The 17,832-nt window shown below is 68.1% G+C and carries 20 protein-coding genes; 5 read left to right on the top strand and 15 right to left on the bottom strand.

The genetic code is table 11. The features are described 5' to 3' along the window. Window positions 1–709: 709 nt before the first annotated feature. The gene (locus Dac01nite_RS11930; protein ID WP_203657293.1) at window positions 710–2,554 is read right to left on the bottom strand and encodes a bifunctional copper resistance protein CopD/cytochrome c oxidase assembly protein; all 1,845 of its coding nucleotides are present in this window, start codon (window positions 2,552–2,554) and stop codon (window positions 710–712) included. A 70-nt stretch (window positions 2,555–2,624) separates the two neighbouring features. On the opposite strand from Dac01nite_RS11930, the gene Dac01nite_RS11925 reads away from it, so the two are divergent. Genes Dac01nite_RS11925 through Dac01nite_RS11915 form a run of 3 tightly spaced genes read left to right on the top strand, consistent with a single transcriptional unit; the run spans window position 2,625 to window position 5,227 of the window. Beyond that, window positions 2,625–3,044, top strand: a complete 420-nt coding sequence (locus tag Dac01nite_RS11925) for a hypothetical protein (RefSeq protein WP_203657291.1) — start codon at window positions 2,625–2,627, stop codon at window positions 3,042–3,044. An 8-nt stretch (window positions 3,045–3,052) separates the two neighbouring features. Next, window positions 3,053–3,889 carry an LppM family (lipo)protein gene (locus Dac01nite_RS11920; RefSeq protein WP_203657290.1) on the top strand — a complete coding sequence of 279 codons (837 nt, stop codon included), beginning with the start codon at window positions 3,053–3,055 and terminating at the stop codon, window positions 3,887–3,889. A gap of 60 nt (window positions 3,890–3,949) precedes the next feature. Further along, complete coding sequence (locus tag Dac01nite_RS11915) at window positions 3,950–5,227, top strand: MFS transporter (RefSeq protein WP_203657289.1); 1,278 nt, start codon at window positions 3,950–3,952, stop codon at window positions 5,225–5,227. 138 nt (window positions 5,228–5,365) lie between these two features. Here Dac01nite_RS11915 and manD read toward each other — a convergent pair whose 3' ends face one another. The 3 genes from manD to Dac01nite_RS11900 all read right to left on the bottom strand — a co-directional run bounded on the left by manD (window position 5,366) and on the right by Dac01nite_RS11900 (window position 8,603). Next, window positions 5,366–6,610, bottom strand: a complete 1,245-nt coding sequence (manD, locus tag Dac01nite_RS11910) for a D-mannonate dehydratase ManD (RefSeq protein ID WP_203657288.1) — start codon at window positions 6,608–6,610, stop codon at window positions 5,366–5,368. Between the two features lie 89 nt (window positions 6,611–6,699). Then, window positions 6,700–8,061, bottom strand: a complete 1,362-nt coding sequence (locus Dac01nite_RS11905; RefSeq protein WP_203657287.1) for a hypothetical protein — start codon at window positions 8,059–8,061, stop codon at window positions 6,700–6,702. Then, window positions 8,061–8,603 carry an RNA polymerase sigma factor gene (locus Dac01nite_RS11900; protein ID WP_203657286.1) on the bottom strand — a complete coding sequence of 181 codons (543 nt, stop codon included), beginning with the start codon at window positions 8,601–8,603 and terminating at the stop codon, window positions 8,061–8,063. The genes Dac01nite_RS11905 and Dac01nite_RS11900 overlap by 1 nt, the downstream gene beginning before the upstream one ends. 349 nt (window positions 8,604–8,952) lie before the next feature. Here Dac01nite_RS11900 and Dac01nite_RS11895 point away from each other — a divergent pair, with 349 nt between their 5' ends. After that, entirely contained in the window at window positions 8,953–9,741 is a 789-nt protein-coding gene (locus Dac01nite_RS11895; RefSeq protein WP_203657285.1) for a phosphotransferase, read from the top strand. Next, on the top strand, window positions 9,738–10,580 hold the full coding sequence (locus Dac01nite_RS11890; RefSeq protein WP_203657279.1) for an ATP-grasp domain-containing protein: 843 nt from the start codon (window positions 9,738–9,740) through the stop codon (window positions 10,578–10,580). Before Dac01nite_RS11895 ends, Dac01nite_RS11890 begins: the two co-directional genes overlap by 4 nt. A 78-nt stretch (window positions 10,581–10,658) precedes the next feature. Here the strand turns inward: Dac01nite_RS11890 and Dac01nite_RS11885 are convergent, their stop codons facing one another. The 11 genes from Dac01nite_RS11885 to Dac01nite_RS11835 form a co-directional block, all read right to left on the bottom strand. Beyond that, window positions 10,659–11,231 carry a hypothetical protein gene (locus Dac01nite_RS11885; protein WP_203657277.1) on the bottom strand — a complete coding sequence of 191 codons (573 nt, stop codon included), beginning with the start codon at window positions 11,229–11,231 and terminating at the stop codon, window positions 10,659–10,661. 79 nt (window positions 11,232–11,310) lie between these two features. After that, window positions 11,311–11,661, bottom strand: a complete 351-nt coding sequence (locus Dac01nite_RS11880) for a hypothetical protein (RefSeq protein ID WP_203657276.1) — start codon at window positions 11,659–11,661, stop codon at window positions 11,311–11,313. A 149-nt stretch (window positions 11,662–11,810) separates the two neighbouring features. Further along, window positions 11,811–12,089 carry a hypothetical protein gene (locus Dac01nite_RS11875; protein WP_203657274.1) on the bottom strand — a complete coding sequence of 93 codons (279 nt, stop codon included), beginning with the start codon at window positions 12,087–12,089 and terminating at the stop codon, window positions 11,811–11,813. Continuing rightward, window positions 12,089–13,441, bottom strand: a complete 1,353-nt coding sequence (locus tag Dac01nite_RS11870; protein ID WP_275404555.1) for an RHS repeat-associated core domain-containing protein — start codon at window positions 13,439–13,441, stop codon at window positions 12,089–12,091. The genes Dac01nite_RS11875 and Dac01nite_RS11870 overlap by 1 nt, the downstream gene beginning before the upstream one ends. 265 nt (window positions 13,442–13,706) lie before the next feature. Further along, a complete protein-coding gene (locus Dac01nite_RS11865) occupies window positions 13,707–13,850 on the bottom strand; it encodes a hypothetical protein (RefSeq protein WP_203657272.1) in 144 nt (47 codons plus the stop codon). 51 nt (window positions 13,851–13,901) lie between these two features. Further along, window positions 13,902–14,459, bottom strand: coding sequence for a hypothetical protein (locus tag Dac01nite_RS11860; RefSeq protein WP_203657271.1), 558 nt, complete (start codon window positions 14,457–14,459; stop codon window positions 13,902–13,904). After that, on the bottom strand, window positions 14,447–15,508 hold the full coding sequence (locus Dac01nite_RS11855; protein ID WP_203657270.1) for an RHS repeat-associated core domain-containing protein: 1,062 nt from the start codon (window positions 15,506–15,508) through the stop codon (window positions 14,447–14,449). Before Dac01nite_RS11855 ends, Dac01nite_RS11860 begins: the two co-directional genes overlap by 13 nt. A gap of 173 nt (window positions 15,509–15,681) precedes the next feature. Beyond that, window positions 15,682–16,068, bottom strand: coding sequence for a hypothetical protein (locus Dac01nite_RS11850; RefSeq protein ID WP_203657269.1), 387 nt, complete (start codon window positions 16,066–16,068; stop codon window positions 15,682–15,684). Further along, window positions 16,065–16,205 carry a hypothetical protein gene (locus Dac01nite_RS11845; protein ID WP_203657268.1) on the bottom strand — a complete coding sequence of 47 codons (141 nt, stop codon included), beginning with the start codon at window positions 16,203–16,205 and terminating at the stop codon, window positions 16,065–16,067. The genes Dac01nite_RS11850 and Dac01nite_RS11845 overlap by 4 nt, the downstream gene beginning before the upstream one ends. Before the next feature lie 103 nt (window positions 16,206–16,308). Next, window positions 16,309–16,884: a hypothetical protein gene (locus Dac01nite_RS11840; RefSeq protein WP_203657267.1), complete on the bottom strand. Its 576-nt coding sequence runs from the start codon at window positions 16,882–16,884 to the stop codon at window positions 16,309–16,311. After that, window positions 16,881–17,832, bottom strand: a 952-nt coding sequence (locus tag Dac01nite_RS11835; RefSeq protein ID WP_203657266.1) for an RHS repeat-associated core domain-containing protein, incomplete at its 5' end; no start/stop codon positions are given. The genes Dac01nite_RS11835 and Dac01nite_RS11840, both read right to left, overlap by 4 nt.

Here is a 17,832-nt window from a genome sequence, read left to right as displayed (position 1 = left end):
ACCTCCTTGCGAGGGTGTGGTCCCTCCTGCTCACAACGTACCGCCGGCCGCCCTCGCTCACGCGTAGACATTCGGCGCGGGCTGCAGACCGTGGGGCGTGTCGCTTCCACGCGCCCGGGGGAGAGGCACCTACCGTGTGGATAACGGCTCCTTCGGGGCCGGGCAAGGCGAAGGCCCCCCGCAGTAAGCGTGCGGGGGGCCTTGCCATGACCGAAGAGTTCTCGCAGCCTGGGGAAAACTCCCCGACCGCGACGGCCGCGATTGACGATGCGGCGACACCGCCCGTGGGCGGTGACCTCTTGGCCGATGCGACGGGCCGCGAGCCCCTGTGCCGTCACCCACAGTTCGCCGCAGACCGCCCCGTGGGACGGTCCCCGACGACGTGAGCTCACGTTGTCCGACGCATCCGGTCGTTCGGCGACCCACCTGCCGGTATACCAGGGAGTATGGCTCGGATGACCCGAACCGCACGCCACCCGGCGCCGGCCCCCGTTCCGGTCCGTGGACCTTCCCGAGGCGGTGGAACCGAAGTTCCGATGGGACTAGTCGTACTCGCGTCTCCGGAGGCGCGCAAGCCCGGGAGGGCACTTTTTTCTGTCCACTTTTTCCCCACAGGGTTATCCACCGATAATGCTGGCTGTTTACCCGAACTTCACATGGCTGTGGACAAAATCTGTGGAGAACAGGGGTTGTGGAAAACCCTGGGGATTCAGCCCTGGCGGTCCCGCTCCGCCACCTGCGACAGCATCGCGTTGTAGGCGCGCAGCTCCGCGTCGTCGTCGCGATCCGCCTGGCGGTCCTTGCGGCGCGACTCCTTCTCGTCGGAGCGGCGCCACGCGAGCACCACCCCGATCGCGAGCAGCACCACCGGCAGCTCGCCGATCCCCCACGCGAGCGACCCGCCGTACTGCTGGTCCGTGATCGCATCCGGCCCCCAGTCGCGACCCATGAGACCGAACCACGTGGGCGCCAGCAGCACCTCGGACATCATCAGCGAGACGCCAAAGAAGGCGTGGAAGGCCATGGTCGCGAACAGCAGCACGATGCGCAGCGGGTAGCGGGGACGGTTGGGTCCCGGGTCGATGCCCACGAGCGCGTTGGCGAACAGATAGCCCACCAGCGTGAAGTGCGCCACCATCGCGAGGTGGCCCACGTGGTTGCGCAGCGCGAACTCGAACAGTGGCGAGTAGTAGAACACCACCAGCGAGCCCGCGAAGTTGACTGCGGCGACCACCGGGTTGGACAGGAAGCGCAGCAGCCGTGACTCCAGCACGCCGCGGAGGTACTCGCGCGGGCCGCGGGAGCCGTCCTTGCGCGCCGGCAGGGCGCGCAGCGCGAGCGTCACCGGCGCGCCCAGTGCCAACGGAAGGGGCGCCACCATCACCAGCAGCATGTGCTCCACCATGTGTCCGCTGAAGGTCACCATCCCGTAGATGGTGGGAGCACCCTGCGTGATCCACACCATCGCCGCGATCCCGAGCAGGAAGGACGCGGTGCGGTACCAGGGCCACGAGTCCCCACGGCGCCGCAGCCGAGTGGCCCACACGAGGTACATGACCGCTGCGGCGCCCACCGCGAACGCCGTGATGATCTCGAGCCGCCACAGCAGGATCCAGGTGAGGAACGACGGCGCCGGCGGCAGCGCGTAGCCCGTGAGGTAGTAGGCCGGGGTGGGGTCCTCGAGGGGCTCGATCGGGAGGGGCGGCGCAGTGCCTGACAGCACCACGGCGACCATCACCACGGCCACCAGTGCGCCCACGTCGACCATCATCACCCGCCAGAACCGCTCACGGACGTGCAGCTCGGACAACCGGGGCAGTGCCGTGCGGCGGTGCCACGCGGCCAGCGCGATCGCGACGCTCATCAGGGCGATCTTGAGCAGCAGCAGTCGCCCGTAGCCCGTGGTCACCAACTCTGCGGGCGAGGCGAGCCGGATCCAGGCGTTCGCGGCGCCGGACACGATGATGGCGACGGCGGCCCACAGCGAGATGCGGGAGCCTCGCCGCACCGCCGCCTTGGCGTCCGCGCCCAAGGGCCCGCGCATGAGCAGCAGCGTGGCGATCACGCCCAGCCACAGCGCGGAGGCCGCGAGATGGATGAACATCGCCGAGGTGGCCAGATGGTGATCCGTCGCCCCGGCGGCGTGCCCCGTCTGCGCCTGCCAGCCGAGCGCCCACACCACGGGTGCCAGGGACCACGCGGCGGCCACGGGTGTGCGCACCACGGACGCCAGCACGGACACCACGACGGCCGCGAGCGCCATCTGCGCGTACGCCTGGCCCAGGTCGATGCCGGTGGCGAAGGACCACACCTCCTCGACGAACCGCTCCGGAGGAACGCCGTCACCGCGAATGTTCGCGTAGGAGGCGAACAGGAAGACGACGGCCGATGCCGCCCACACCACGGACGCCCAGCGCGCCACGGACGCGGCTCGCGAAGCGGCAGGGTGACCGGCGGGCAGCATGGCTGCCATCGCGACGAGCCCGCCCACCGTGAGCGCCAGCGCGACGTCACGGATGCCGCCCGTCGCGGTGACGAGGAACTCGGCGGGCATACCGCAAGGGTACGCGCGCACGGGGAGCGGAAACCGCGTCACATCCAAGCCGATGTGGGACAGTGATGCCATGAGCACCATCACGCTGTGGATCGTCATCGCCGTGTTCGTCGTCATGGGAATCGGGATCGGCATCGCCGTGGTGCTGATCACGTCCACGAGCCGCAAGGGCCCCGCATCCGAGGCGTCGGCGATCGCGGAGGCTGAGGCGGGGATGCTCACGCAGCACGGCTCGACCGCTCCAGCGGAGCCGGCGCCCGCGCCCGACTTCGAGCCCGCCCCGGGCTCGCCCCACCCTCGCGCCGTGCTGACCGACGAGCCCGGCGTGGTCGCCAGTGCTGACGAGGTGCTCGACGCGCAGGCCGAGGCGTCCGACGCCACCGCCGCACAGCTGGAGCAGGCGGCACGCGAGGCGGAGGCCGCCGCGGAGGCGGACGATCCCATGCGCGGCACCACCCCGGCCGACCAGGAAGACCCGCGCCAGCCGTGAGGCGGCCCATGCGCTGGTGCGCCGTCGCGGGCATCGCTGCGCTGGCCTTGACCGGCTGCGTGCGCGCGACCGTCGACACCACCGTGAACGCGGACGGCACCTTCTCACAGCACTCGGTCGCAGCCATCTCGGACTCCGCGGCCAGCCAGCTTCAGGGCATGCTGGGAGGTGGACTGCCGGGCGACATCGAGTCAGAGGTCCCGGAGGACTTCGACATCGAGGCGTTGCTGGGCGGCGCCCAGGACTCCCCCGAGCTCGCGGAGCTCGAGGAGCAGTATCCCGGTCAGGTCGAGGTCGACGACTACGACGACGGCGAGCTCAGCGGCGTCGAGATCACCCTCACCGACCTGCCGCTGGACGAGTTCAACGCGGCAGGTGCGCAGGCCGGCGGTGCGCTGGGCGCACAGGCCACCCTCGAGGAGGTCGAGGACACCTACGTGGCGACCATCGCCCCTCCCGCGGACCTCGATCTCGCCAGCGCCGGAGTCACCGAGGCGAGCCTGAGCCTCATCGAGTCCAGCGTCGAGATCGCCGTCACATTCACCTTCCCTGGCCTCGTGGAGGAGGCCAGCGCGGGAGAGGTCGACGGCAAGACGGTGACGCTGGGGCTCACGGACCTTGCCGCAGGCGAGGAGATCGTGATCGTCGCCGGCGCGAACGACGCGATCGACTGGGGACCGTGGCTGCGCTGGGGCGGCATCGTGCTGGCCTTCGCGCTCGTCATCGGGGGCGCCGCGGCGCTGGTGATCCAGGACCAGCGCAAGCGCCGCCGCAGCTCGCTGCCCCCACCTCAGGCCACGGAGTCGCCCACCGGGCCGGGCATGCTGAGCGACGAGCGGGACTGAACCCGCGCATCGGCCGTCTCCCGGTCTTCCTGACCGAGTGGAAAGTGAGAGCATGAGCGGGTGCTCGCTCCCTACCGCTCGATCCTGATCCACCCCGGCGCCAAAGCCTTCGCCTCTGCCGGCCTGCTGTCGCGACTGCCCATCGCGATGTTCAACATCTCGTTCATCCTGATGGTGCAGATCCAGTACGACAGCTACGAGATGGCGGGACGCGTCGCAGCGATCGGCATCGTCGTGTGGGCGCTGCAGACCGTGCCCACGTCGCGGCTCGTGGACCGGATCGGCCAGCGGGCCGCCATGCTGCCTCTGCTGGTGCTGCACGTCCTGGGCGTGGTGCTGGGAATCTGGACCGCGATGAACGGCGGCGCGGAGTGGGTCCTGTGGATCGCCGTGGCGCTGGCCTCGCTGTCCGGGCCGCTGGGCTCGCTCACACGCGCGCGCTGGACCAACATCCTCGACTCGGATGAGGACATCCACACCGCCTTCGCACTCGAGGGCGCGCTCGACGAGGTGCTGTTCATCTCCGGGCCGGCCCTGGCGACCATCCTCGCGACCACCGTGTGGGCTCCCGCGGGGCTGGTGGTGTCGACCATCGGCATGGTGGTGGGGCTCACGATCCTGCTGTCCCAGCGCTCCACCGAGCCGCCCACGCGCACCCAGACCGGCGGAACGAGCCTTGGGCTCAAGGTGCCGCCGGCCGTGGTCGCGGTGACGTTCATCGCCCTCGGACTGGGGCTCATGTTCGGCGCCTTCGACATCTCCGTGGTGGGCTTCTCCGAGGAGCTGGGGTACAAGAGCTGGTCCGGCGTGGTGCTGGGCATCGTCGCCTTCGGATCCTTCGTGGGCGGGCTGCTGTACGGCACGCGGCACTGGCGCATGGCGCTGTGGCAGCGCACCGTGGTGGGCACCATCGCGCTCGCCGTGGGCTTCACCGTGCTGGCGTTCTCGCCCAACCTCGTGGTGTTCGCGATCATCGGTTTCTTCGCCGGCGCCGCGATCGCTCCCACCCTCACCAACGCGGACACCGTGGTGCAGCGCGTCGTCAAGCGCGACCAGATCACGGAGGGGATGTCCTGGCTGCGCATCGGCATGGGCATCGGCGTCGCGGCCGGCGCGTGGGTCGCCGGCTACCTCGTGGACTCCGTGGGCGCGCACGCAGGGCTGTGGCTGAGCGCCGGCGCCGCGATCGCGATGTTCGGCGTCGCGCTGGCGACCGCGCCCGTGATCCGGCGCGACACCGAGCGGCCCGAGGTGCGCGACTCCGAGGACGTCCACCCGCCGTCGCAGCGCGACCCCGGGGAGTGGGTCGAGCAGCCGCCTACGCCGCCCAACGTCTAGCGGGGCGGCGCGCTCGCCCCGACAGTCCGAACCACTCTGCCGGGCGACGCGCCGCGGCGGGGACCGCATCGGCCATCGTCACTGGCGTGTCGCTCCAGGTGTGGTTCGCACTGTCGCCGGAAGCGGCCGTTGCACCGGTCACCAGTCGTGGACGGTGCCGTCCGTGAGGCGGTTGACGGGCAGGTAGGCGGGGTCGTACGCGTGCTCCCGAGCAGCGTCGCGGTCCAGGGTCACGCCCAGGCCGATGCGCTCGCCCGGGTGCAGGAGGCCGTCCTCGAAGCGCAGCGAGGTCTGGAACACCTGGAGCGTCGCCTCCGAGTGCTGCATGTACTCCTGGATGCCGAAGTTGTGCAGCGCGAGGTCCAGGTGCAGGTGCGCGGCCTGGCCCACGGGGGAGACGTCGGTGGGGCCATGGAAGCCGGTCTTGACGCCGTAGATCGACGCGAAGTCAGCGAGCTTCTTGAGGTGCGTGATGCCGCCGGTGTGGGTGACGGCGGAGCGCACGTAGTCGATGAGGCGCTCCGTGATGAGCGTCTGGTAGTCGTGGACCGAGTTGAAGACCTCACCGATCGCCAGCGGGGTGGTGGTGTGGTCGCGCACGTAGCGCAGCGCGGCCTGATCCTCGCCGGGGGTGCAGTCCTCGAGCCAGAACAGGTCGTAGGGCTCGAGAGAGCGGCCCAGCTGCGCCGCCTCGCGAGGCGTCATGCGGTGGTGGCCGTCGTGCAGCAGGGGCAGCTCTGCGCCAAACTCGCTGCGCACCGCCTCGAACACCGTGGGGACGTGGCGCAGGTAGGCGCGCGTGTCCCAGGACTCCTCGACCGGCAGCGCTCGCCCGCCCGAGCCGCGGCGTGCGGGCTCGTGGTCATAGCGCTCGCCGTCGCCTCCGGCGGATGCGGCCACGCCGTACACGTTGTCGAAGCCCGGGATCCCCGTCTGGACCCGGATCGCCTTGTAGCCCATCTCCTGGTGCTCGCGGATCGAGTCGAACAGCTCCTCCGTGTCGCGTCCGGAGGCGTGGCCGTACGCGAGCGCACCCGTGCGGGACTGGCCGCCGAGCAGCTGGTAGAGCGGGAGCTCCGCCACCTTGGCCTTGATGTCCCACAACGCCATGTCCACCGCCGCGATGGCCGCCATGGTGACCGGACCGCGCCGCCAGTATGCGCCGCGGTAGAGGTACTGCCACGTGTCCTCGATGTTCATCGCGTCGCGACCCTTGAGCAAGGGGATCACGTGGTCTGCCAGGTAGACCGCTACCGCGAGCTCGCGACCGTTCAGGGTGGCGTCGCCGAGGCCCGTGGTGCCGTCCTCGGTGGTGATCTGCAGGGTGACGAAGTTGCGGCCCGGCGAGGTGACGATGACCTCGGCGCTCTTGATGGTGGTCATGGTCGGAACTCTAGGGCTGAGCAGGGCTGGTGGGACAGCCTCGAGACGGCCGATGCGACGAACACCACACCGGACCGCTCACGGACACCTCAGCAGCCGCAGTACTCGACCGCAGAGTCGAGGGGGGTGGCCTCCCCGAAGTAGACGTCGAACGGGCCAGGGCCGTAGTCGACGCCCCACGGCTCATCCTCGCCCAGGCGCGTCAGTTTGCCTGTTCCAGTCAAGTCCAAGCGCGCGTTGTAACTAGCGATGGAACCATCGATCGGGTCCGCTACGTAAGTGATCCAGCCCACCAGCAGATCGTGGCCATCGAACGCGGCGGAGCGCAGCTGGGCGTCGAGACCCGGATCGTCGAACCTGAACTCGCGGATCCGGTCCACGTCCAGGTCGTACGTGAGAAGCGTCATGGGCGCGCCCACCACTCCTCCGCCCGCGAGCTCGTCCATCCTCCGAAGCAGCACGCGGTTGCCGTCGACGGTGGTCGTGAATGTGTCCAAGCCGATCTCCTGCACCGCATCGTCGGCGGTGGGCTCCTGCTCGACCAGTGCTGTCGCGACCCAGCCGTCCTCGTCGGCTCCATCGCTCCAGCGGTAGAACTTCACGCCCGCCTCCGACTCCGCGCGCCACAGCTCGTCGCCTCCGGCGTTCGCCATGACGAATGTGTAGTCGTAGGCCGTCGCGCCGTAGACCGCCATCACCAGGTCGTCAACCTCCCCAGTGCGCAGATCGACCACCGCTCCGGCGCCCCGGTCGTGGTCATCGGTGACGTCACGCCACCAGATGGTCGCGGTCCCGAGGTCCTCGCGCCACGAGGTGACGCGAGCGCTGCCCCACGCGCGCTCCGGCAGCTCGAAGAGCTCGAAGTAGACGTCCTCGGGGCTCGCCAGGTACAGGACCGCCTGCGGCAATGGCTCGTCGATGTAGGTGTTACTCCACCGCGCCGCAGCAACGTACAGACCCCAGCCGTCGCCCACGGCGTCCCACACCCAGTCCTCCATTACGTGTGCGCGCGGGTAGAGCACGCCGTCGCTGTAGTCCGTGGGCTCGTCGAGGTACCCGCGTTCAGCCGCGAGCGCGGGCAACGAGTCCTCCGCGATCCCGTCGGGGCTGTCGTCGAAGCGAGGGTCGGGGGTCTCGGCAGGCGCCGGCGCTGTCGATGCCGTCGGCGACGGCGCAGGTGCGGGCGTGGGCTCGGCCGATGCGCTGGGAGTCGGGTCAGGGGTGATCACCGGCAGCGCCGGCTCGGCGCGGTTGATGGTCGCGATGCCGAAGGCACCCATGCCCACCACTCCCACGGCCACGACCGCAACCGCCGCCGTCAAGGTCGCGCGCACCGTGCGCCGGCGTCGCGCGCCGGCACGCACCGCCGGATACACCGTCGGGCCACTCTCCGGGACCTGCGCGCGTGCAGCGTCGTAGGTGCCGCGCAGCTGCTTCTCGAGCTCGTCCATCACACTCTCCTCGTCTCGACGCGTACAGCACCCGCGCCGTCGGGGTCAGCGTCGGTGCCCAGGGCGGCGTTCAGCTTCACGATGCCGTCGTGGACGTAGCGCTTGACCGATCCCTCCGTGAGCCCCAACCGCGCAGCCGTCTCAGCGATGCTGAGGTGCTCCAGATAGCGCAGCACCACGCACGCGCGCTCGCGCGGGCTGAGCAGATCCAGCGAGCGCTCCACATCCGTGCGGTGCTCGACCAGCGTCGCCGGTCCGGGCGCCGGGTCCGCCTCCTGCGCGCCCACCTTGGTGAGCGCCCGCCGCTCGGCGGCCTTCCTGCGGGTGCCGTCGATGAAGCGCGAGGAGATCACGCGCCGCGCGTAGGTCTCCGCCGCGATCACATGGGAGAACTTCCGGCGCCTCCCGAAGGTCTCGATCAGGGCGTCCTGCACCAGGTCCTCGGCCTGCACGGCGTCCCCGGTCAGCATGCGGGCGTAGGCCACGAGGTCGCGGTACCTGGTCGATACCAACTCCTCGAGCATCGGCTCCCACGCCGCCATGTGTGGACCCCCTCAGATCGGTTGGCTCTCGACCGTACAGCGATTCGCGCGCAGGAAAAGTTGGGGTGCGGATTGTGACAGCTCACTGAGGGACCTACGTCCCGGCCCGCACCGCCGCGCCGGGCATAGCCTCGGAGATGTCGTGGTGACGCCGCAGTCACCTCACGAGCGTGGCGCAGGCGACCATCCGGGGACTAGGTCGCCTGCGCCGCAACTCTTTCCGGCACGGGCGTCTCCCTCCCCCCTCCCCCGAGGCGCCGTGTCGGAATGCTCTTTGCGACGCGGCGCCCGCCTCTCCTCCCAGTGCTGGGCGCCGTGTCGCAACGAACCCGCGTCCTAGGCTCGACCCATGCAGCCAGACGAGGTCTTCACCGCCGGCAACATAAATGCGGCCGTGGTGCGCATCGGCGATCGCGTGCATCGGCATGCAGGACCGCAGGCCCCCACCATCCATCGGCTCCTCGAGCACGCGCGTGCACACGGCGTGAGCTGGGTGCCCGCCGTGCATGGGTTCGACCATGCGGGGCGCGAGGTCCTCGACTTCATCCCCGGCGAGGTGGTGCATGACCAGCCGGAGTGGTTGTTCGACGAGCAGATCCTGGCGACCGTGGCACGCGCGCTGCGCGAGTGGCACGATGCCACCGCCACCTTCCCTCGCAGCGACGCCGACGTGTGGTGGTGGCAGCCCGGCAAGCACCCGCAGGAGGTGATCTGCCACGTCGACTTCGCGCCCTACAACCACGTGTTCCGCGAGCGCCGGTGGGTGGGCGCGATCGACTACGACCTCTGCTACCCCGGCCCGCGCGCGTGGGACCTCGCGTACACCGCGTACCGCTACGTGCCACTCAGCCCTCATACGGCCGATGCGGTGGCGGACGGGCAGGGCGCGGACAGGTCGTTCTTCACTCACCCGGATCAGCGGCGCCGGTTGGCGCTGTTCTGCGAGGCCTACGGGGCGGTGGACGGCGAGCCGACCACGCCTGAAGCGGTGCTCGCACGGCTGCCCGAACGCTTGGACGCCATGGCCGACTGGTGCGAGCAGCAGACCGATCCGGACCGCCTGCGCGACGGCGTGATGTACCGGGCGCACGCGCGGTGGATCGAGCGTGGCGTGCTGGGCGATAGCCTCGGCGCATGAGCCCTCGCATCGCCATCGTGACCACCGTCGAGATGCCCGTCCCTGACGCGGACGAGGAGCTGCTGCTGCCGCTGATGCCGGAGGCGGAGCTGGTCTCCTGGGAAGACCCGACCGTGGACTGGTCCGCGTACGACCTCGTGCTCCTGCGCTCCACCTGGAACTACACGGAGCACCTCGATGCGTTCCTCGCGTGGGCGGCGCGAGTCAGCACCGTGTCGCGGCTCATGAACCCGCTGGCGACCATCGAGTGGAACACGGACAAGCGCTACCTGGACGATCTTGCGGCGCGTGGCATCCCCACGGTGCCCACCACGTTCGTGGCGCCCGGCGAGGCGGCGGATGCAGCGGACTTCGAAGGCCACATCGTCGTGAAGCCATCCGTCGGTGCCGGCTCCAGCGGAGCCAAGATGTTCAGGGACGACCCGGCCGGCGCATCGGCCCATCTTCATGCCCTCCACCGCGACGGCCGCACCGCCATGATCCAGCCGTACCTGAGCGCCGTGGACACCGCTGGCGAGACCGCGCTGATCTACGTGGGCGGGCAGTTCTCTCACGCGGCGCGCAAGGCCGCGATCCTGTCGCAGGGGATGTCCTGGTCCACGGGACTCTACGCGGACGAGAAGGTCATGGCGACGGAGGCCACCGAGGCCGAGCGGGCCCTCGCGGACCGCATCGTCGCGGACCTGCCGGGCCTGGCGTACGTGCGGGTGGACCTGCTTCCCACCGAGGACGGACCCGTGGTGCTCGAGCTGGAGCTCACGGAGCCCAGCCTGTTCCTCGCGCTGGGCGACGGCGCGGCCGAGCGCGCCGCTGCCGCGTTCCGGGCGCTGCTGGGCTGACGCGCTACCGGGCCACTCGCTCGCCAGTGGAGAGCGCGACGCACCAACGCCTGCTGCGAGTGCTGGCTCAGGGAGGGGCTAGGCCCCAAGGTTGGACTGTGATGGTGCGGCGTCCACGACTACGATCTCCGGGGTCGCGTCGAACGCCCGGCGCGCCCAAGCGTTCCAGTCGTAGTCAAGCCTCACGCCGGCAACGGCGAGGGAGAACACTTCACCCTCAGTCCCCTTGAAGTACAGCGTGATGGCCGGGGTCGGGGTCCGTCCCCACACGCGGTTGCTCCGTTCTAGCGAGAGGAGGAGGCGGGCGCCCGTGGGGGAGCGTAGCCGGCGTCCAATGACGAATCCCAGCGGTCGGCCAATGGATAGCGCCTTCGTGCGAGTGACCAGCACTACTGGTATCACCCCGATGCACTCCAGGAACGCCCGGACGTTCGCCCCGCACAAGTACAGGAGGCCCGCAGCACTGAGTGGCAAGATCGTCGACGTCCACCAGCCCGGCCTGCCGAACTCAGCACTCGACACCACGGCCCACAGAACGAGCCCACATATCGAAGCGACCAGCACCGACGCCCCGAGCTGCCGGAAGTGGAAGCGCCAATCTATGGACGTTCGATCCAGTCGGACACTGAGGACGGTCACGGTCGAAGCCACGCAGTCACGGTAGTGCACGTCCGCGGCGCGTCATCAGCGAACGAAACCAGCCGATGCGCTCGCTGAGACAACGCGGCCACTAGGCCTGGCCGGCCACTGGCAGCAACGCGACGCCCTGCTGATCAAGGCCGCACGGCCTGACCCACAACCGGCCCCAGTCATCAGTACCTTCCAGAAAGATGAAGATGGGCGACCCGAACTCATCCACATCGTGAAAGACGTACATCACGTACGGTTCGAGCATCTCAAAACGACCGACGGTCTCGAGGAGGTCCTCACCGTCCTCGTCGCATCGGGTGGTGACGTCCGACCGTTGCTCCTCTGTTGGGATGTCGAGACGGAACTCGAGCGAATCCTCGCCGGTGAACTCCAGCCAGTTCAGCCCGTCGTCAGACTCGTAGCGTTGCGCAGGCTCATCCAGGGGATCCACCGAAGGGATGCACCCGGACAACACCACCAAACCAACGACCAACCCGAACAACCGCCTCCAAGTCATGGCGTCTATCTTCCTTCCAGACTCGGAAAGAAGCGGCATCAAACCGGGGACGGTTCAGCATGAGCGCAAGCGCGATGAAGCGCCTACCCATCATCGACTCCGTACTGACTCAGCCCCGGAGGCAACTCATCGACGATGCCCATGCGGACCGCAAGTGACTCGATCTCACGGATGTCCGCGGGCGCGACAACCTTCTCCTCCTCAACAATCAGCCACGCCAGGGTGCGTAACCCTTCGCCTAGCTCGGCGTGCTCTAGGAGTTCGTCGACCTCGCCAGCCTCGTCGGAGGACAGAATTGGTCCGAGCGCGATGAGCAATCCGCGGACGCGGCCGCGGATCTCTTCAAAGTCGGGAGTCGCCATCATGGGTTCATCGGCAGGTTTGTCGGAAACCCCGTGACGATGTCACCGTTTCGGAGGATCACCCGGATGTCGACGCCGTCCCGGGTACCGGTGACGATCGTGCTATTGCCACGACCCTTCCTGAAGATCGAGCGGGGGTCAGTAGCGACGTCCGAGATCTCGTGCATCACGCGGTCCCCAGACCATCCCTTGGGGAACGGTGTCTTGCCGGGGAGCCCGGGCCAAAGGTGGCCGCCACCGGTCGCGTCTCCGTTCAGGATGTGATTGCGACGTGTAGCAGACGCCAGGTCAACGAAGTCGTCTGCTGTCTTTGCGGCGGCCCCTGCTTTTGTTCCGGTGGTGGCTGCGCGTGCTCCGGTGGCGCCAGCACCGACACCGAGGGTGGCGACGATAATGAGTCCGCTGCCGGTGTAGCTGGCTCCGTAGTAGATGGCACCCAGTGGTTCGTCGCCGCCCCACACCCCCACGGTGGGAATCGCGGGCGCTGCGCTCCCGGTCGCCAACGGGGCGAGGGCAAACACGGGAATCCCCAGCATTAGGAGGTTGACGGTGTCGATGCCGACGTTCAACGCACCACCCGCAGCATTGACGATCATCTTGGGAATGAACAGCACGTCGCCCTGTGTTTGTGCGGCAGCATCAAGATAGAGCGAGGGGCGCTTGCGTGCGCTGCCCCCACGGTCCCACTCACTGTTTGCTCCACCACCCAAGGCACTAGCATCCAGCTCAACGCCCTGAGTGCCATAGAAGCAGGCATCCTGATCCAAAGCGCCACCCGACGCACATGCTGGCTCGAGCCCGGTCGGGTCGGTGTAGCTGATGGGGTTGTTGTCGGCATACCGGTACGGGTCCAGGGTGCGTGGGTCGCCGTGGCTCATCAACGTGTCCGGTGACAAGAACCGACCCAACGCGGGGTCGAAGTAGCAGGCATTCAAATAAGTGAGTCCTGTGGCGTCGTCTTCGACTTGACCGAGCCAGCAGTGCTCAGTGTCGATCCCGTCCACACCACGCGTGACTCCGTAAGGGATGCAAGCGTTCCTCGTCACCGTGCCGTCAGAGGCCAAAGCAAGCTGGAGCGAGCCCTGCTCGTCTCCCATCAGCGTCAGCACCCCCACCCCGTCACGGTAGCCCACCGTGACAGCTTCAAACTGGAAGAACCGACGCGCCTGCACTGTGGCCGCCGTGGAGGGGTCGGTGTCGGTGACTTCCATATCTCCCACCCAGACGCTGGCTGTCGTGCCGGTGATGCGTGCGACCCGCTGACCTGCCCCGTCATACATGAACGTGTCGCCATCGACGGCCGTCAGATTCGAGGCTGCATCCCACGACAGTGTCTGCGTCGCTGCGTCCACCGTGCGCGAGACCCTTCGCCCGGCATCGTCGTATCCGAACGTGCTCGCCCCGCGGAGGTCGCGGGGTGCGGATGAGCGGCGCGGGGCGCGAGAAGGCGGGCATGGCATCGGGCGGGCTGTCCAGCATCTTCAAGTGACTGTCCGTCGTGGGCCTCGATTACGGCCTGCCCATGGGGCAGGCAGCGCTTTCTAGCGCGCAGTGGGCCGCCGGTTGCGACTTCGCCCGGCCGCTAGAGCTGCGAGGTCGTCAGTGGCTGCTCTGGGATCATTCGCCGGCGATCTCGGCATCCTTCGACTCATCGGCACCACGTCGCTGCTCGCCCGACTGATACATCGCCGCCGCCAATTGCTCGTGCGCCTCGTGACGCGGCCCCGGCCGAGCCAACCCCACCACGGCAAGTGCAAGCACGCGCTCAGGCCATGCAGTGTCCGCATCGGTTCTCGCCCAACGAGGCGAGGCCTACTGCTCTTCCGCTCGCTTCACGACCAGGCCCGGGATAGCGGCGAACTCGCGTGCGGCCCACGTCTCCCAGTCGTACTCCAATCTTGCGTGCGTCACCGCGATTCGGACCTCTCCGATACCAGTTGTCGTCAGGACGATTGCGACCACCCGAAGCCTCGATCTCTTGAGATCCACGGTGTGTCGTTCGATGGTCAGAACGGTCGTCGAGCCGGAGGGCAGGACTCGACTACGCCTGGTCACAGGCGAGTACCTGGAGGTTACGCGCACGTCCCGCCCCACAACTATCGTCGCCACGGGCGCGACCCCGAGCGCCCGAAACAATCGCGAAAGGTTGTCGGCAGTGAGATAGGCAAACATCGCGACGCCAAGGGGAAGGACCGCCTGAGCCCACCAACTGGGGCGCCCATACTCGGCACTCGTGTAGACGGCCCAGGCGAATGCGGTGGTCACGAGGGTGCCCACAAACGAAACTGCAGTAGTGCCGACGATTCCACGAAGGGTCACACTCGCCCGGTCGAGGCGGACGGCGAACCGCTCGCTATCTAGTTCTTCCATGGTCTCCAATCGAGGTATCGCCGGCCCCATGTTTCCACGGCCCGGTCGAAGGCCCACGTCGCGGCCGCGTCACCCGCCACGCCCCCTACCGCAGAGGCTCCGAACTGCACTGCCGCTCCACAGGCGCCGGCACCGATTGGGCCGCCGCCGGAGCACGACACTGCCGCCCCGGCCGTCTCCGACGCGGCCGCGGTTCGTGCCGATTGCGCACCCACCTGCCCGCCAACTTCACCCACGGCCGCACGAAGCACGACAAAGGCCGCTTGTTCAAGCGAGTTCAACTCGCTAGAAAGTCCGGTATCGGTTAGGCGGTTGTGCGAGTCGACGAGCGAAGCAGCCGTGCCAATGACTCGCCATGTGGGGCCAAGCGACTCTAGGTGGGAGGCTATTGCGATGCCCCGGCGTACGGAAGCGTTCTCTAGGACGACTCGGCCAAGGACCACACCTTGTTCCACGTAAGCGTTCAGCGAGCGGCCTAGTTCCACCACATGCCTGCCTTGGTCAACGATGCACTGTGCCGGATCACCTCCGACCCCGCACGGCAAGTAGTCATCCAGCGCCGCTGGGAGCACTGACGCAACTGCTTGAGATGAGTCACCCTTCCCGGAGTCCCACTTGGCAGCGATGCCATCGTCGGGCTTAGCCGGTGGGTGGTACACGCCCTGGACAACGTCGTTCATGCTGGGCGCGTTGTTATACGCCTGACACTTCGTGGTCGCCCCACAGTCGGGTTTCAACCCCGACGCATCCGTATACGACACGGGGTTGTTGTCGGCGTACCGGTACGGGTCGAGGGTGCGTGGGTCGCCGGGGCTCATGAGGGGGTCGGGCGACAGGAACCGACCCACAGCAGGGTCGTAGTAGCGGGCATTGAGATACGTCAGCCCGGTGGTGTCGTCTTCGACCTGACCGAGCCAGCCCCGCTCCGTGACCAGAGCATCCGTCCCGCGGGTCACACCGTAAGGCGTGTAGGCGTTGCGGGTCACGGTGCCGTCCGCAGCGATGGCGACCTGGGCACTGCCCTGCACGTCCCCCAGCAGCACCGTCACACTCACTCCGTCACAGTAGCCCGACGCCTCTCAAGCGACCTCAGCCCCCAACAGTGACCGCGAAGATCGAGCACCGCCTGCGGGAACGGGCCGATGCGCTCACGAGGTTGCCGCGGTGGCCGCCACGGCCGCGGCAATCGACAGGCGGTCCCGGGCGCGCCAGCACGCCTCGCCTACGCGGCTGGCTCGTCCGGTGCCGGCAAACATGCGTCACCTTCGATCACCAACTCGCTCCGACCATCCCAATCCTCGCCCCAGTAGTGGACCTCGGCATCGTCCTCAGAGAACACGATCGTCATGAAGATGGCTTCAGCCGCAGCCGGCACCGGAATCGAATGCACCGCACCGTGCCCCTCGCTCACAAAGGCCCGATCTCGGTAGAACTCCGGATCGAAATCGTCGCTGACCAACTGCCGCGGTTCAATGGTCGCGTAGATCGCGAGTGGACTGTCACACCGCGACACAACGGTCCCGGTTTCAGCTGGATCCACACACCCGGCCAACACCACCGCGGCGGCGCCACCGAGCAATGAGGCAACCAGCCACTTCCGCAGCTTCATGGCACCACCACCCCGGTCGCCTCAGATCGAGGGCCCACCATCGAGAAGCTGGCTCCGTCGACGTCCATCGCCACCGTGCCGTCAGGGCCACCGGCACACGGGAGCGAGCCCTGCACGTCACCGGTCAGCGCCGTCACACCCACCCCGTCACGCTAGCTCACGCTCGCCACACCGAACTGATCGAACCGGCGCGCCACCGGCCGATGCGCGGCAAGGGCGGGCCGCCACGCCAGCTCGGGCTCAAGGCCTGAGCAAGACCACCACGAGCGCGCCCACCACGACAGTGGACCACACTGCTGGCTGCACCAGCGTGGCGATGATGGCGCCGCGTTGGAACGATGCCGACGAACGCGGCTGCAATGCCAGCATCGTCTCCAAGTCCTCATGCCAGTGCAACGGAATACCACGCTCGGCCAGCGCCTGCTCGACCTGTTCGGGCCGACCCTGTGGCACCTTGATATTGATCGCCGTGGCCACGCTCTGCGTGACGAACCGGCCATCGGTCTCCACCATGATCCATGCCATGGAGGGGCGCATGTGGACTGCCTGAATCTGGTCGACCGGAATCCTCGCCCGCCCCAACACCGTCTCCAGCACCACCGCATCGCGCGTGAGCCACGCCCCCTGGTGACCGGTGGCGTGGAACAGCAGTCCGACAAGGCCGAACTGCATTACCGTCCACCCCAAGCCAGCACCGAGCGACAGCATGAAGAGAATCGCGAACAAGACGACGGCCATCGAGCCCGTCAAGACCCGCGACAGGCGTGCAGGACGGATCAACGCGAACCGGCGCGCGCGCGAGCCAGAGCCGGTCACCCCGCACCCCCCATGCCGGCAAAGTACGTGCCGGGCAGGTTCGTGGTGCTCACCAACCCCGAATACTGAACGCGGCCGACCTGCGTCACCTGGGTACCCCACGTCGTAGCGAAACGCCAAGCGTCGTCAACTAGCTCCGGTGCCATTCCGCGATAGGTGAGCGAACCCATCCCTGCACCGCCCACACCAAGCGTCAACGCGGAGATGGTGCCGTAGCCCACCGCCTGCTCAGCGCTCCAGTCACGATAGGCCAGTCCATCAGCGATCGTCACGCTCACAACCACGGCCGTCACCACTGCACAGGTACCAAACGAGACAGCGATGCACACACCCGCAGCAACGACTCCAGCACCAATCATCACCTTGTCTCCGTGGTCTTCCCAAAAGCTGGCGACGGTAGTGGTGACGTTATCGAACCATTGCATCGCGTCGTCCGAGTTGGCATGGGAGTGAGCCCCGATGCAGGCGCGGCGCACGCACGAAGCGCTAGCGGACGATCCAGGCGGGGCATTGTCGTCGAGAAGCTGACCTCCGGTCGCGTGCCCGCCATGCTCGCTGGGTCTGGCCGGCGGATGGTGAACACCCTGGACGACGTCGTGCACGTTGCCCGCTTGGTGGAATGCCTGACAAGCGATGGTGGCTCCACAGTCGGGCTTCAACCCCGACGCATCCGTATACGACACGGGGTTGTTGTCGGCGTACCGGTACGGGTCCAGGGTGCGTGGGTCGCCGGGGCTCATGAGGGGGTTGGGCGACAGGAAGCGGCCCACAGCAGGGTCGTAGTAGCGGGCGTTGAGATACGTCAAACCGGTGGTGTCGTCTTCGACCTGGCCCAACCAGCCCCGCTCCGTGTCAAGAGGATCTGTGCCGCGGGTGACACCGTAGGGGCTGTAGGCGTCGCGGGTCACGGTGCCGTCGGGGGCGATCGCGACCTGGGCGCTGCCCTGC

The organism is Demequina activiva, from assembly GCF_016862815.1.
Classification (GTDB): domain Bacteria; phylum Actinomycetota; class Actinomycetes; order Actinomycetales; family Demequinaceae; genus Demequina; species Demequina activiva.
This window is presented reverse-complemented; position numbering and strand designations above follow the sequence as displayed.